This is a genomic window from Enterococcus sp. JM9B, assembly GCF_009933265.1.
Taxonomy (GTDB): Bacteria; Bacillota; Bacilli; order Lactobacillales; family Enterococcaceae; genus Enterococcus_C; species Enterococcus_C songbeiensis.
Genome location: NZ_MAEK01000006.1, coordinates 1 through 14,886 on the forward strand (window position 1 = coordinate 1; position 14,886 = coordinate 14,886).

Sequence of the window (14,886 nt, forward strand, 5' to 3'; positions counted from 1 at the left end):
TTAATGGTACCACATCTAAAATTCTATGCAAAAAAATTAGCTTTTTGGAGAGCGATTCTAAACAAAGACCATATAACGCGCAATTACAATTGGTACCCCTTAATCCTCAGCACATAAAGGAAAAAATATGGAATCAAAAAATAACCGATATGTACTCTGGTTATGACTTGAATCAGGGAGAATTTCAGAGACGACACATCATACTTTTTTAGTTTGCACTTGTAAACTAACTAGCGTACATTAAGTTTATGCTCACTATCAAGCGTTGTCAATCCTTTAGACTCTTATCAATTTCGAAAGAAAGTAGCAAGGTTATTGATTGTGACTGTAAAAGTGGGGTGTTCCTATAAGCACATTAAACTATCTTCTCTAATTTATCATGCTATTTAAATTCTGCTTTTTCATGAGAATTTTTGTCCAAAACTTGTTAAAATGATTTTAAAAAATACTTACATACACAATCCCCAAAAGACACTAATGTCATTTCAGTCAAAAAAGATACCGCAGAAAATTTCCACCTGAGATTCAATACGATATTACTCTCTTGACAGCCAGCTTAATTCCTTAGTTGAATAGATTATTAAAGTGCACAAAAAAACAATGCGGTGTTTGTTATATTAGTGATAAGTAGTGATTGCTTGAATTCGATATCCGAAGACAACAACACTCAAAAAAAAGTTACAACCTTGTTGAACATCCTTGTATAACAAATTATCTTGCTATACAAGGATGTTTTAGAAACGAAAACAATAATTTGACACTAATCCGTTTAAGAATGCTGCTTGAGAAAATTTTATCAAATGACACTACTCAAATTCCTAAAATCGATATCACTAAAGCCCTGGGTCTTATAAATCAAATCATAAGAAGCCACGTACCTGACTTCTTATGATTTCCAATTTTTCGCAGACTTTATTACCCCATTAACTATTGACCAGCTGCCAATAATTAGCCAGAAACTACTTGCTGTTGACTTCAATGTCATGGACTCATTCAACCATTTTTACAAGAAATATTACCCTATCTGCTTGGGAAACTTATCTGACTGCTTAATGGACTTAGGGTACTTTGAAGAATCAAAACTCATATTGGAAAAACTAGCTTTCGTAGCAGACCATGTGGACTCTATCGAATTAAAAATGTGGGCACAATACCTAACAAACGTACTAAATATTTACATGGATGATCAACTTAATGAAAAACAGAATCGATTAAATAAATTAAATCAAATCGTAACAAATTGGCACAATTTATTGCCATCCAGTCATTTGGTAAAAGGTCTACACGGCGCTTTCCAACGTTTATCTGACAGAAACGTTGATCGTCCAAACAACATTCATATTCCACCTGTATACATTTTAAAGCCATAGGAAAAAGCCTAGTATCTATTGCTAGGCTCTTTTGTATACCTCTACACATTCATTTCCTTCTTCCAGCATTCATAAGACTCAACAGTTGCACTTTTTTTCATTCTCCTACAAATTCCACTAAACAACGACCACTTATAGTCATCCAAAATAGCAGTACCTACTCCCCCTAATCCTAAGAAAAACAGTAAAAGTAAAGACAAAAATAGCATCATATTCGTCCATAACGATAAAAGAACCAATAAAAGAGAAACTAATCCGGCCGTAATAAAAGAAAGAATCAGAATACCATAATAGATTTTCAAAATAACAGCCCATTCTTTGATCCTATTAAGCTCAGCTATTTCCTCCTCAATCATTCATCAATCCACCTGCTCTTTCTTCTTCTTGGGATCAATACTCTTTAAAAACCTCTCCTCCAACACCAATAAATGACGATAAACATCATCCATTGACCAGCCTGAAGAAAGGCTTAGACAATACAAAAAATCACAAGGCAACGTCTTTACGGTACGGTTTCTTGTTACCCAACTTGCTACTGTACTCTGCTTATAGCCATGCAACTCACAAAATTGTTCTACTGTCATACCTAACCGCGAAATAATAAATACATTGATCGGGTAGGGATATACAAAGGTATTGATACTCATAGTCAGAAAGACCTCCCCCCATATTATTACGTTTGCGATAATAATACTACTCTTTCTTAAGACCAGCAAGCAAGGCGGAGAAAAAAGAAGAAACGTATCATAGATATAATGTAATAGGCAATTTGCACCTTTTAATTTCAACCTGTATCGATCCTGAACAAATCTGTTTGCACGCCGATCTTATTGGGTTCTATCAAGCGTTTCAGTGCTGTCTGGATAAACATGTATTCTCTTCCAAAAGCTTCTGAGATCGCAGCGAAATAAGCCCCCTGGCTTTCTTTTTTTAGCCGGATAACGGAGCGCATCAATCCATGTATCGAAGCTAGCATAATACCTCCATTCCTACCAGCACGAACACGAAAATGAATTTTGTTCTCTTCTTTTAGCTGCTTCAGTACTTTGTCCAGGGAGCGTTTTGGGATCTTTAAACTTTCAGTTAACTCTTTTTTTGTAGAAATAATGTATGGTTGTTCTTCATAGGATTGCTCATTCAAATAAGACAATAGATCTTCTGCCCATTCATGACTATGAGAATACTTTCGTACTGCTCGCTCTTTCTTAAACTTCCACCAACCCCGTTTTTTGTTGAATAGCTGCTCTTCAGAAAGATTGACATCGACCCACTCTTGGCATAATAGGACAATTTTTTCTCTGTGTGCTGCTTGATATTTTCCGGAGTAAGCGGAACGAATGATTCTGGTTAATTCTCGATCAGATAAAGGGTTAGCCAAGCGGTCATTGAATTCTAACATCGTCAATTCACATGCTTCTACCTCGTATCCTGACGAAAAGTATGCCAAAGACAAGGTGAATATGACATTATTTCGACCATATACGCCCTTTTCACCTTGTATTTTTTGACTTTTTAGCAACAGCTGGAACCAGGGTTCATCGACTTGACGAAATTCTTGAGTAGATGGTAATACAAAAACGTTCTTGATCTCCGCTTTTTTGTCCGCATCTTCTCTCATTGACCAGTCGATCCATTCTTCGAAACTATAACGATACTGTGGTTCAAAGAATAAAACATTCTCTTCAGAAGGCATTCGTGTGATCCCAAAATGATTGGCATTTACATCAACAGGAAACCGATAATCATTTGAAAATTTGTTTCTTAGATTTTTTGAGATCATTTTGGCCACATTGATCACTTTAAAATTTGATTTCTTCGTCACGTATGCAGGCTTGTCTAGTACATAGAAAGCTTGAAATCCATGCGGTGTACGTAGAATCATTGTCGGCATAAAGCCGATCTCGTGACTGGCCAAGATAATTTCTCCATAGTCAAAGTTTGGATCCAATGTGTCAAAATCAACAAAGAAAGTATTGATTTGACGCAAATTGTCCTCAGAATGACCTTTTGTAAACATTCTGGCTTCATCAGCATACGTTCCATAGCGAAATACATTTGGTGTCCAATGAGTGAATCGACTATTGTTTTCGATCACCCCTTCTTCTGAAGTGATCACTAGTCCAATCCCCTCGATCATGTGTTCCTTTGAACGGTACGCAAAAATAGCCCCCTTTCCCGACTGATCACTAAAAGAGACCGGTTTTAAGTGGCTGTTTTTATATTTAAATTTACGGATACCATTTTGTAATACCGTCGAATATACGACATCCAAAGAAGCTGCCATGACTGTTATTCCTTCCTAAACAAAAAGAGAACACAAATAATCTTAAAGATTTGTGTTCTCTCAATGGCTTAGAAGTCTCAAAGGAATGACAAAATAAGCGTATATATATTGAGTTGCTCGTCAAAAAATGGTAAAATAAACCTATAGGTTCGGATTGGTAGTCCGAATAGATTTATTCAAATCACATAAGTGGTTTCCAGCCACTTACATAATTTCCATGAGACGAACGAGAACACATAGTTGTTGTATGTGATTCAGATGAAGAAGTGAGGCCAAATTCACTTTTTTATCCGTCTCTTTTTTATATGTATTATTTATTTGAATATAACAAAACAGCTAAATTTGTACAAGAAGAAATTTTAATAAAGTATAAGTTATACTTAAATAAACCTCATATAAGTTATACCTAATTAGACATTATTGTATATCTTATACTTTAAATCACTTCATTAGGTAATAAAACGATACCTTCAAAATAAGCTTTCCCTGACAACAAATATTTTGTGACGATAAAACATAAAGTATAACTTATACTTTATGTTTTGGTAATCAGTAATAACTTATACTTTTATTGTTGAATGACTTAAAAAAATTAAAGCTTATCAAATGCATCTTTTATTTCTTCTCTCAAGTGTTCCTCTTTCGCCACACCTAATTTTTGTGTAATATACGCTTCCGATAAAGTGTCAATAAGTTTTTCAAAGGTAATCCTCCCCTGAACTGATTGAAGTTCCTCAACGTAGTCTTGTAGTACGTTTAATTTTGACTCCAAAGCAGGAGATATTTTTTTGGGTTTTGTAACTTTAAATCTCTCATCTGTGATTTCTATAGGACGTCCTCGTTTTTTACTTGCTACTGAAGTAATCGCTTTTGGTTTCTTATTCATCAAAGAAGAGTATCCAAATTCGTTTTCTCCTCTAATTGATACAGATTTTTTCTTTTTTATTCCTGGTTGTAAGAGACCAGCATATTCTGTATCAACTTTGGTATCAACATTAAATTCTTTCCTTTCACTCATATTCTTTCCCTCCTAGCTATTCTTCAAATATTTTTCTGCGTGATTCAAGTTCGGCTAGTATTTTTATAAACGGTTCATGTGCCCTATAGTCCCATTGATCATAATTTCCGTTTCGATACTTTTTCAAAGATATTCCTTCTCTAGAATAACGTTTTAGTCGTTTTTGGAAATTAACAATATTCTTCGATACAGCGGATCCATATAAATCCATAGCCTCGCTCAATACACTTTTATCTAAATCATCGTCTGGTTCAAGCATGCATGCAATTATAGATATCACTTCAAGATCAATATCGTAGTTGTTAATCATAAATTTTTGGTACCCAACATATTTTCCAATTCCATCTAACGATTCCTCTTGTGTTTGAAAAGCTATTATACTATAATCAGAGGCCGCCATAGCATTATCTGAATATGCACTAATAGTTGGAGGCACATCAATAAAAATAGTCTCATAATTTTCTTTAATAGGTTCCAACAATTTTTCTAAAACCATGATTTGTTCTTTCTCATCTTCGAAGTTAGCAATAACATAGTTAGAAAATGATCTAAAACTTGTATCACATGCAATTAAATCTAGATTTTCCATAATCGGCGTTATACAAATTGAAAGATTTTCTTCGTTGATTCCATCAACTATTGTTTTATCAATATGATCTAAGTCAACAGTTCTTGCTAATATTTGTGAAGCGTTGGCTTGCGGATCAATATCTATTACCAGTGTTTTTTTCTTATTTACTACAGCATTATCAAAAGCTAGCATTGTAACTATCTTGGTTTTTCCTACTCCACCTTTAAAGTTCCCGACTGTATAAGTAGTTGCTGTCATATTTTTACCTACTTTCTTTAATCTTTATTTAAAGTATAACTTATATATTTATTTTATTCAATATTTATTTTATACTTTATATATTAAGTATAAGTTATACTTAATATATTCAATATATCTGATACGTTTCATTTAATAGCAGATATAGACTACAAATCCCTTGAATTAGTGTTCCGGCTGACGTAAAAAACCATTCTGATGAAATTTAAAAATAATGTTTATGGTATAAGTTATACTTAATTAAACGTATAACTTATACTTTATTATTTAATATATAAGTTACACAAAATATATTTATTATTTCTGCTATATTTCATTTAATAGCAGATTCATACAACAAATGTCTTGATTCAGTGTTTGGCTGACGTAAAAAAAATCATTCTGATAAAATTTCAAAATAACGTTTATGGTATAAGATATACTTAATTATAGTATATCTTATTATAATTTATTGAAGACTAATCTATAATAATATTTTTGGTTCTGTTGCAAAGTTTTAAATCTACTATCAAATAAGGTAGAATAATAGAAAAAGATAGCAGGAGGAATGACGATGAATCATTTTAAAGGAAAGCAATTTCAGCAGGATGTGATTATTGTAGCCGTAGGCTACTATCTTCGTTATAACCTTAGCTATCGTGAAGTTCAAGAAATCTTATATGATCGTGGCATTAACGTTTCTCATACGACGATTTATCGTTGGGTGCAAGAATATGGCAAACTACTCTATCAAATTTGGAAAAAGAAAAATAAAAAATCCTTTTATTCATGGAAAATGGCATTATTTGTATCGAGCCATCGATGCAGATGGTTTAACCTTGGATATTTGGTTACGTAAAAAACGGGACACACAAGCAGCCTATGCTTTTCTTAAGCGGTTAGTGAAGCAGTTTGATGAACCGAAGGTTGTAGTCACAGATAAAGCCCCTCTATTACAAGTGCCTTTAAGAAACTAAAAGAATACGGCTTTTATCAAGGGACAGAACATCGTACCATTAAATACCTGAATAATTTGATTGAACAAGACCATCGTCCAGTAAAGAGACGCAATAAATTCTATCGAAGTTTACGCACTGCCTCTACCACGATTAAAGGCATGGAAGCCATCCGAGGATTATATAAGAAAACCCGAAAAGAAGGCACTCTCTTCGGGTTTTCGGTCTGTACTGAAATCAAGGTATTATTGGGAATCCCAGCTTAAATCATAGATACCGTAAGGGATTTTATTCTTTATTTAAAACTTTGCAACAGAACCAACACACACATCAACATACACATGGTTCCTGTGTCAATAATTCGGACAAGAAAATCAGGCACAGAAAAAATTAGCGATCATCAATGATCATCAGGCGATTTGGGTTTGGGATGAAGAGGTTGAAATTCTAGGCAAGCGTTAATCTATGAAAAGTTTTTATGGATGACTGAAGGCTTCAATAAAAAACGTATTGCTTTCTAGCGCGTTAGATGATAAAAACAAGCTAACGACTTTTTGAAGGAGAAAACTATGAGGATTGATAATATTTTTGAATACTTGTATGAATTTCATCAACAGCACCCTATAACAGTCCATAATTTAAATGGCTGTACAGTGAAGGATATTTGTACAACTAGCAATTATGCTCGAACGGCGGTTAGTGAGGATTTATCAAAGTTGACCAGCACTCATCAGGTGATTAAAGTGAAATCACGTCCAGTGCTATTTTTTGCTCGCTCAATTTTGGAAAAGGCCTTTTCTTTTTCTCCTCGAAAAGATGAATACGCTTCATTGACCGAACTTGAAAGAGAAATTCATCAAGAAATGGAGAAAAAGGAGCAGCTAAAGCAGGAGTTTCGAAGTAATCCTTTTTCAAAAGTCATTGGATACGATGGAAGTCTAGCAGATAGCATCAAAAAACTGAAGGCAGCTGTTTTATACCCGCCAAAAGGCTTGAACATTATGCTGACAGGGGAATCCGGTGTTGGAAAGACCTTATTAGCAGAACATTTACATGAGTTTTTCGAGTCGAAGACTGAAACAAAAGTACCGTTCATTTATTTTAACTGTGCGGAATATTTCAATAATCCTGAGCTATTAACTTCTCATTTATTTGGCTATAAAAAAGGCAGCTTTACAGGAGCAGACAATGACCATCAAGGATTGATTGAATTAGCAGATGGAGGCTTTTTCTTTTTAGATGAAGTCCATCGCTTGACTAACGAAGGGCAAGAAAAGCTCTTTACTTTGTTGGATAAAGGGTACTTTACCCGAATGGGGGAAGCGGAGAATCAACGGCATGTGTCCATCAAATTTATTTTTGCTACGACCGAAGAGCTGGAAAAGACCTTTTTGAAAACTTTTTTACGTCGAATTCCAGTCAATCTGCATATTCCCAGCTTATCTGAACGTTCCATCAAAGAGAAGATCCAATTGATTCTGACCTTTTTCATGGAGGAAAGTCAGGGGATTCAAAAAGATATTTTTATTTCTTATAATACGTTGAAATATTTGGTCTTCTCCCAATATAAGGCAAATGTTGGTGAACTGAAATCAGAGATTCAATTTATTTGTGCTCAGGCGTATCTCGATTCCATCGATTATGAAACCCATGAATTAAAAATTGATCTTCCATTAGGTTTGCTAGATGAAAATATTGTAGACACGAAGAACATTGTCGTATTGAACGAGTACGTTCCTAGTCGCGGAATCAACATTAAACATGATTATTTTTATCACCATGTGGAGCAGTTGCTGCAGGTGAAGGATAAGCAGAATGATCGATTTTATAATTTCTTATTAAAGGAATATACCGATCTTAAGAATGTCAATATTTCTTCAAGAGATGCAGTTGCGATTATGCAAAACAAGCTGGATCAGCTTTATGATATGGATCTGTTTAATCAATCATTTTCAGAGGAGCAGGATATTGATGAGCAGTTCTTTAGCCAAATCAATCAAATCATTCAATATATCGAACAAGAAATGGCTGTTCTTCTGCCTGAAAACTTGAAAGATGTTTTAGCGGCCCATATCTATTCTAGCGTCTTTTACTCAGCTCAGATACATGAAGACTTTTTTAATCTGACGAAAAATATTTTTTCTGGAAAAATCAAGAATTATCAGTTGGCGGAAAAAATTGTTCATTATATTGAGGATTATTTTTCTTTAAAACTGCCCAATACGGAGATTATTTTTTATGATTTATTCATCCGTAAAACCAAATCCACGGATCGCCGCTATGAGCTGGATGAAAAATGCGGGATTGTGGTAGTCGCTCATGGAAGTGCGACGGCGTCCAGTATGGTGGAATACACGAATGTGCTCTTTTCTACCAGTCTGATGAATTCAGTCAACATGCCAATCAATCAGTCGGTAGAGGAGACGTTGGATAAGGTGCGCCATGTCGTCCGGGAGAATGGCTATAGCAAATTGATCCTGATGGTCGATATTGGTTCGTTAGTTTATTTTGGTAATGTTATCAGTAAAGAATTTCAAATTGAGGTACTTTTGATTAGCAATATCAATCTATTAACACTTTTGGAGGTTGCTCGTGAGGCGATTTATGAATCGACTAATTTTGAGTACCTATTGCCAGTTCTAAAAGAGAAGAATCATAAGGCGCTGATTTGTCGCAAAGGAAATTTTGAGGATTCCAAAGTTCTAGTAATTTCTTGTCTAACGGGGCTAGGTACAGCATTAAAAATTGAAAAGCTGCTGCTTAATACCTTTCCGCAGGAATTGTTGACCAATGTTCGAATTATTACACTTGAGAAAAAAGAGCTGGAGAATCTCAGCCGCTTACTTTCTTTTGTTCATGAAGATGAGAAGCTGGTTGGAATCATTGGAACTGTGAAGACGGAAATTCCAGATATTCCCTTTGTTTCGCTGGATAATTTATTGTCGGATCAAGGAATCAAGTTAGTCTTTCAAATGTTAGGATATGATCTAACCAAAGATGAGAATCAAGCGGTATTAAAGAAGGTTTCGGCTAAGTATATTCAAGGACTGTCGATCGAAGCCATTACGGATTTATTAAGTATTTTAAATCCTAAAAGCATCACAATCGAATTGTCTAAGATTTATTCGGACATCTGTATGCAGACGAAAAAGAAAAGTGATGAAAAAAGACTGCTGCGTTTCATCATTCATTGTGCTTGTATGATCGAACGGCAGATCCAACATCCGGAATATGACCACACCTCTTATGAACTGTCATATCGGGAACTGCCAGAACTGGCATCTGTCATCAAAATGGCGTTTCGACCGATCGAAGTGTCATACAATGTCATCGTTCCGCCTCTTGAAGTCAAATATATTTATGAATTGTTGTTTGAAGTTAGTGTGTAAAACGCATGAAATAGCCCTTTTCCTGAAGGGTTATTTTTTTGGCACAGCAATTGCTTTATAGGAAAGTGAATACAATGTAAGCGGAAGTGAGGAATGAGGGTATGGTAAAACAACCAATTTTAATTTTGACTCATAATGGTTGGGGATTGGAATTGTTGAAAAGTGTTCAGATGATCGTTGGTGAAATCAGCAATGTTCATGAAGTGGCGTTAAACGCAGAAGATTCTTTACCGGAATATTTAGAACGAGTCAAAACACAAATTGAGCAATTAGAATGGCAAGAGAATCTATTGATTCTAACAGATATTAAAGGCGGGACTCCGAGTAATGTAGCGTTGCGTTTGTCGAAGGATTATAAAGTTGTCGCTATTTCAGGCTTGTGTGCGTCGATGTTGCTAGAAGCTGTGATGAAACAAGAAACGGGCGGCTTTACACGGGGGATAGCCCAAGAGATTCACAAGGCGGTCGTTGATAGTTGTCAACTGTTGGAATTACCAATTAAACAGTAAAGGATGAGTAAAATGTCAAAAATTGTGTTAGCTAGAGTAGATAGCCGCTTGATTCATGGTCAGGTGGTGACTAAGTGGTTGCAGCAATCAGCAGCTAATGAAATCGTCGTTGTCAGTGATGATCTGGAGCAGGATGAGTTTTTACAAAGCATTTATTTAATGGCAGCACCTCCAGGCGTAAAAGTGATTATCAAAGGCACCGATTCGGTAAAAAGCTATTGGGAAGAAGCAACGGCGAAAAGTAGTAAGGTATTATTCCTGGTTCCCGATTTAGTTACATTAAAAGAAATGGTCGAAGCGGGAATTGTCACAGAAGGTGTTCAGGTGGGTGGATTAGGAGGTGGACCTAATCGTAAAAATGTCGTGAAGAATATTAATTTATCCGAAGAGGATGTGGCGATTTTAGAAGGGCTGTTAGCTAAAGAAATCAATGTGTATTTCCAAGCGATTCCGGAAGAAAATCCGGTGCCGATCCAAAAATTAATTGAAAAATATAAATCATTATAAAAGGGGCGTATAAACGATGGGTGTTCTAGGTATTTCGATTGTAATGGGTTTGTACTATTGGTTTGCGAGATTGCGTTTTGGCTATACATTTTCCGGGATGCTATCTCAGCCGCTTTCGGCGGCGTTGATTGCAGGAATTGCGACAGGTAAATTATCTGAAGCAATGGTGATTGGTGCGGGGATTCAGTTGGTTTATTTGGGTGTAACTTCGACACCAGGCGGCAATGTTCCCAGTGATCCGGCTTTAGCTTCAGCGATTGCGATCCCGATTGCTTTAGGAGTAGGAATGAACGCGGAGGCAGCGATTGCTTTGGCAGTGCCATTCGGTGTGTTGGGCGTATTTATGGATCAGCTTCGTCGGACGATCAATGCAACGTGGGTTCACATGGCGGACAAATATGCAGAGGATTTAAATTATTCAGGGATTTATCGCGCAGCGTTTTTATATCCTGCACTTGCTGGTTTTGTTATTCGTTTTCCTCTTGTATTTGCGGCGAATTTCTTCGGTCAATCGATCGTCAATCAAATCTTGGATGTCATTCCAAAATGGTTGATGCACGGTTTCGAAGTGATGGGTGGTATCTTGCCAGCGCTTGGATTTGCCTTGACCATCATGGTGATTGGCAAGAAACATTTAATCCCTTATTTCTTGATTGGCTTTGTCGCGGTTGTTTACTTTGGCGCGGAAGTCATGGCTGTAGCAATTATCGGTATTTGCATAGCATTCTTGGTTCGGAATAAAGCATTAGAAGAGGAGGCGGCTGCATAATGGAACAAATGACAGAAAAAAATGAACAGCAATTAGAGCAAAAGAAAATTACTAAAAAGGAATTGTCTCGCTCCTTTTGGATTTATCAATTGGGTTGTGAGTTATCCAACTCTTACGAACGACTGCAAAGTTTAGTTTTTTGTGCCTCAATGATTCCGGCGGTCAAGAAATTGTATGCCGATGATGAAGACGCGCAACGAGAAGCATTGAAACGCCACCTAAACTTTTTCAATACAGAAGGCACAATCGGTTCTTCTATTCAAGGGATCGTGATTGCGATGGAGGAAGAAAAATCCAATGGCGCAGCGATCACCGATACCGCGATCACTTCAATCAAAACGGGTTTGATGGGACCCTTGGCTGGGATCGGCGATTCAATTATTTGGGCTGCTGTGATGCCGTTGATCATCTCGATCTTTATTCCAATGGCGTCTAGCGGAAATGCAATCGGCGGTATTGGACCAATCGTGATTTATACCGCTGTTACCATGTATATCAGCTGGTTGTTGATCAACAAATCTTATACATTAGGACGTAACTCGATTTTAAGCTTATTGAAGGATGGCAAGATCAAGCAGGTAATTTATGCGGCGAACGTCTTGGGAATGATGATGATGGGAGCGTTAAGTGCTAGTTACGTAAATATCACAAGCCCAATGAAATTCAAAGTTCCAGGCGGCGCAACGATTATTTTGCAGGATGTTTTTGATCAGATCGTGAAAGGCCTGTTGCCGTTGACCGCGGTATTTGCCATCTACTTTTTTATGGTCAAAAAGGGACCGAGATACGGCATTATTATCGGTACGATCGTGGTGATAAGTATCGTCGCTTCATTCTTCGGATTATTATAAGACAATTGAATTGAAGGTGTAAACATGATTAGCTATGAAAAATTTGGTTTAAAAGAAGTGATCAATGCTTCTGGGCGAATGACGATTTTAGGAGTATCGAAGGTATCGGAAAAGGTGTTGGAAGCGCAACGATTTGGTGGCGAACATTTTTTTGAGATGAGCGATTTAATGGTTCAAACAGGCAAGTTTCTCGCTAATCTGCTGGAAACAGAAGATGCGCAAATCGTCTCTTCTGCTTCAGCAGGGATTGCCCAATCTGTTGCCGCCGTGATTGGCGAAGGGGATATCTATCACGTGTATCATCCCTACACAACAAGGATCACGAAAAGAGAGATTATTATTCCAAAGGGTCACAATGTGGATTATGGTACACCAGTAGAAGTCATGATCCAGCAAGGTGGCGGAACAGTTGTTGAGGCTGGCTATGCCAATATGTGTTCCGCGGAACATTTAGAAATGATGATAACGGCTGAAACAGCGGCGATTTTGTATATAAAGAGCCATCATACGGTCCAAAAAAGTATGCTAAGTGTGGAAGAAGCAGTCGGAGTAGCCAGAAAATATGATCTCCCTTTGATTGTTGATGTGGCTGCGGAAGAGGATCTTTTTAAGTATACTCAAGCAGGCGCCGATCTAGTGATTTATTCAGGGGCTAAGGCGATTGAAGGCCCTAGTGCCGGCTTGATCATCGGTAAGCAGCAATATGTAGAATGGGTGAGGTTACAAAGCAAAGGAATCGGTCGATCCATGAAGATCGGGAAAGACAATGTTTTAGGTTTTACCCAAGCAGTTGAGGATTACTTAGCTCACGGAAGTGAATCGGGAAAAGCGATGAAGCAACGATTGGCTCCGTTTATCTCAGCGGTGAATCAAATTCCAGCTTTAGAAGCAAAGATCGTACAAGATGGTGCAGGACGAGACATTTATCGGGCAAGCGTCAAAGTACTTGGAGAAAAATCAGCTAGGCAGATCATTACCGAACTAAAAGAAGAAAATCCGGCGATTTATACCCGAGAATATCAAGCGAACAATGGCATCATTGAATTTGATGTCCGATCTGTGAATGGGCTGGAGATGGAAAAAATCATTCGACGTTTGCAGGAAATTATGAAGAAAAGGGGTTAAAGTATGTCATTGCGACCAAATTATTTAGAAGATCGAATCTGTTTGAACGTTTTAGCTAACTCTGTTGAAAATGCCAAGGAATGTTACAAAGCAGCAGAAGGGCACATTGTATTAGGCGTATTATCGAAAAACTATGCCAGTGATGAATTGGCAATTGAGGACATGAGGCTGTATCAAGCAGCGACCAATAATGCCTTGTCCGTCGGTTTAGGTGCTGGCGATCCCAATCAGAGCCAGATGGTATCAAGAATTTCCGCTCTCTTGCAGCCACAGCATGTCAATCAAGTATTCACTGGTGTGGGGGCTTCACGAGCACTTTTGGGACAAACAGATACAATCGTGAATGGTTTAGTTTCACCAACGGGAAAAGTTGGGTACGTGAATATTGCGACAGGCCCATTAAGTTCAAAAGCACCTGAAGCGATTGTACCGATTGAAACTGCGATCAAATTGCTACAGGATATGGGTGGCAGTTCAGTAAAGTATTTTCCTATGAAGGGCTTGGCTCATAAAGAGGAGTATCAAGCAGTTGCAGACGCTTGTGTGAAGTACGATTTCTATCTAGAGCCGACGGGTGGTATTGATTTAACAAATTTTGCAGAGATTGTGCAAATAGCAGTTGATGCTGGAGTGAAAAAAATTATCCCGCATGTGTATAGTTCGATTATTGATTCTAAAACAGGGGATACGAAGCCGGGAGATGTTCAAAAGCTGTTGCAGTTGATGAAGCAAACACTAAAATAAAAAAGAGTTGAATTTGAGTTACTCGCTCAAATTCAACTCTTTTTTAACTTCTCAACCCACGTCCACGATCAATCAAATACCAGTAGACGCTATAAATCACAACGATAAATAATACTAAAATGGACATTGAAACAACGATTGACACATCCATCACACCAAGGAAGCCATAACGAAAACCAGAGATCATGTAAACGATCGGATTAATTTTTGAGACAGCTTGCCAGGGTTCCTATGTCAATAATCCGGACAAGAAAAGACGAATACTTTCCAAAAAAAATACGTTAATACTTAATTCAATATAAAAATGAATAGTAAAAAACACTTTTCCTAATTTTACTCGTGTATCTTCCAGAAAAAAACAACTCAAATAACCGTTTTTAGATGAATTAAAAAAACGGTACGGGTCTATCGCTAGGAAACCATTGAAATGCGGTCATTATTGTACCAGCGGATATAACTGTCAATTCCGACAATTGCTTCATCTAATGATTGGAAATTTTGAAAATTCACATACTCTCTCTTCAGAATAGAATGAAAGGTTCTGTTGCAAAGTTTT

General features: G+C 37.0%; 14 protein-coding genes and 2 pseudogenes. 9 read left to right on the plus strand and 7 right to left on the minus strand.

All coding sequences use genetic code 11. The features are described from left to right. The first annotated feature begins 1,052 nt into the window (after positions 1-1,052). The gene (locus BAU16_RS02140) at positions 1,053-1,370 is read left to right on the plus strand and encodes a hypothetical protein (protein ID WP_237579198.1); all 318 of its coding nucleotides are present in this window, start codon (positions 1,053-1,055) and stop codon (positions 1,368-1,370) included. 41 nt (positions 1,371-1,411) lie between these two features. Here BAU16_RS02140 and BAU16_RS02145 read toward each other — a convergent pair whose 3' ends face one another. The 5 genes from BAU16_RS02145 to BAU16_RS02165 form a co-directional block, all read right to left on the minus strand. Continuing rightward, positions 1,412-1,726, minus strand: a complete 315-nt coding sequence (locus BAU16_RS02145; RefSeq protein ID WP_091898667.1) for a hypothetical protein — start codon at positions 1,724-1,726, stop codon at positions 1,412-1,414. 3 nt (positions 1,727-1,729) lie between these two features. Then, positions 1,730-2,017 (minus strand): PrgN protein, encoded by a 288-nt coding sequence (locus tag BAU16_RS02150; RefSeq protein WP_012481689.1) that lies wholly within the window; start codon positions 2,015-2,017, stop codon positions 1,730-1,732. A gap of 137 nt (positions 2,018-2,154) precedes the next feature. Then, complete coding sequence (locus tag BAU16_RS02155) at positions 2,155-3,654, minus strand: primase C-terminal domain-containing protein (protein ID WP_161526350.1); 1,500 nt, start codon at positions 3,652-3,654, stop codon at positions 2,155-2,157. A 592-nt stretch (positions 3,655-4,246) separates the two neighbouring features. Further along, positions 4,247-4,672 carry a hypothetical protein gene (locus BAU16_RS02160; RefSeq protein WP_002389872.1) on the minus strand — a complete coding sequence of 142 codons (426 nt, stop codon included), beginning with the start codon at positions 4,670-4,672 and terminating at the stop codon, positions 4,247-4,249. A gap of 16 nt (positions 4,673-4,688) precedes the next feature. After that, positions 4,689-5,501 (minus strand): ParA family protein, encoded by an 813-nt coding sequence (locus BAU16_RS02165; protein WP_002287942.1) that lies wholly within the window; start codon positions 5,499-5,501, stop codon positions 4,689-4,691. A gap of 553 nt (positions 5,502-6,054) precedes the next feature. Here BAU16_RS02165 and BAU16_RS02170 point away from each other — a divergent pair. The 8 genes and pseudogenes from BAU16_RS02170 (at position 6,055) to dagF (ending at position 14,330) form a co-directional block, all read left to right on the plus strand. Continuing rightward, positions 6,055-6,702: pseudogene (locus BAU16_RS02170) on the plus strand (IS6 family transposase). Positions 6,703-7,005: 303 nt separating this feature from the next. After that, entirely contained in the window at positions 7,006-9,825 is a 2,820-nt protein-coding gene (locus tag BAU16_RS02175) for a sigma 54-interacting transcriptional regulator (protein ID WP_161526351.1), read from the plus strand. Between the two features lie 101 nt (positions 9,826-9,926). After that, on the plus strand, positions 9,927-10,334 hold the full coding sequence (locus BAU16_RS02180) for a PTS sugar transporter subunit IIA (protein WP_016179666.1): 408 nt from the start codon (positions 9,927-9,929) through the stop codon (positions 10,332-10,334). A gap of 12 nt (positions 10,335-10,346) precedes the next feature. After that, positions 10,347-10,841, plus strand: a complete 495-nt coding sequence (locus BAU16_RS02185) for a PTS system mannose/fructose/N-acetylgalactosamine-transporter subunit IIB (protein ID WP_161526352.1) — start codon at positions 10,347-10,349, stop codon at positions 10,839-10,841. A 16-nt stretch (positions 10,842-10,857) separates the two neighbouring features. Further along, positions 10,858-11,610 (plus strand): PTS mannose/fructose/sorbose/N-acetylgalactosamine transporter subunit IIC, encoded by a 753-nt coding sequence (locus tag BAU16_RS02190; protein WP_127977973.1) that lies wholly within the window; start codon positions 10,858-10,860, stop codon positions 11,608-11,610. Then, entirely contained in the window at positions 11,610-12,461 is an 852-nt protein-coding gene (locus BAU16_RS02195) for a PTS system mannose/fructose/sorbose family transporter subunit IID (protein WP_161526353.1), read from the plus strand. The genes BAU16_RS02190 and BAU16_RS02195 overlap by 1 nt, the downstream gene beginning before the upstream one ends. Positions 12,462-12,485: 24 nt before the next feature. Next, a complete protein-coding gene (locus tag BAU16_RS02200; RefSeq protein ID WP_161526354.1) occupies positions 12,486-13,586 on the plus strand; it encodes a DgaE family pyridoxal phosphate-dependent ammonia lyase in 1,101 nt (366 codons plus the stop codon). A gap of 3 nt (positions 13,587-13,589) precedes the next feature. After that, complete coding sequence (gene dagF / locus BAU16_RS02205; protein ID WP_161526355.1) at positions 13,590-14,330, plus strand: 2-dehydro-3-deoxy-phosphogluconate aldolase; 741 nt, start codon at positions 13,590-13,592, stop codon at positions 14,328-14,330. A gap of 43 nt (positions 14,331-14,373) precedes the next feature. On the opposite strand, the pseudogene BAU16_RS02210 reads toward dagF, so the two are convergent. After that, a pseudogene (locus BAU16_RS02210) lies at positions 14,374-14,553 on the minus strand (ABC transporter permease); the annotation flags it as partial. 188 nt (positions 14,554-14,741) lie between these two features. Continuing rightward, positions 14,742-14,886: IS3 family transposase (locus BAU16_RS02215; RefSeq protein WP_161526356.1), on the minus strand; the 145-nt coding region annotated here is incomplete at its 5' end.

Coding starts and splice junctions, on each gene's coding strand:
- BAU16_RS02140 (WP_237579198.1), top strand. CDS start 1,053: ATGGACTTAGGGTACTTTGAAGAATCAAAACTCATATTGGAAAAACTA.
- BAU16_RS02145 (WP_091898667.1), bottom strand. CDS start 1,726: ATGATTGAGGAGGAAATAGCTGAGCTTAATAGGATCAAAGAATGGGCT.
- BAU16_RS02150 (WP_012481689.1), bottom strand. CDS start 2,017: ATGAGTATCAATACCTTTGTATATCCCTACCCGATCAATGTATTTATT.
- BAU16_RS02155 (WP_161526350.1), bottom strand. CDS start 3,654: ATGGCAGCTTCTTTGGATGTCGTATATTCGACGGTATTACAAAATGGT.
- BAU16_RS02160 (WP_002389872.1), bottom strand. CDS start 4,672: ATGAGTGAAAGGAAAGAATTTAATGTTGATACCAAAGTTGATACAGAA.
- BAU16_RS02165 (WP_002287942.1), bottom strand. CDS start 5,501: ATGACAGCAACTACTTATACAGTCGGGAACTTTAAAGGTGGAGTAGGA.
- BAU16_RS02175 (WP_161526351.1), top strand. CDS start 7,006: ATGAGGATTGATAATATTTTTGAATACTTGTATGAATTTCATCAACAG.
- BAU16_RS02180 (WP_016179666.1), top strand. CDS start 9,927: ATGGTAAAACAACCAATTTTAATTTTGACTCATAATGGTTGGGGATTG.
- BAU16_RS02185 (WP_161526352.1), top strand. CDS start 10,347: ATGTCAAAAATTGTGTTAGCTAGAGTAGATAGCCGCTTGATTCATGGT.
- BAU16_RS02190 (WP_127977973.1), top strand. CDS start 10,858: ATGGGTGTTCTAGGTATTTCGATTGTAATGGGTTTGTACTATTGGTTT.
- BAU16_RS02195 (WP_161526353.1), top strand. CDS start 11,610: ATGGAACAAATGACAGAAAAAAATGAACAGCAATTAGAGCAAAAGAAA.
- BAU16_RS02200 (WP_161526354.1), top strand. CDS start 12,486: ATGATTAGCTATGAAAAATTTGGTTTAAAAGAAGTGATCAATGCTTCT.
- dagF (WP_161526355.1), top strand. CDS start 13,590: ATGTCATTGCGACCAAATTATTTAGAAGATCGAATCTGTTTGAACGTT.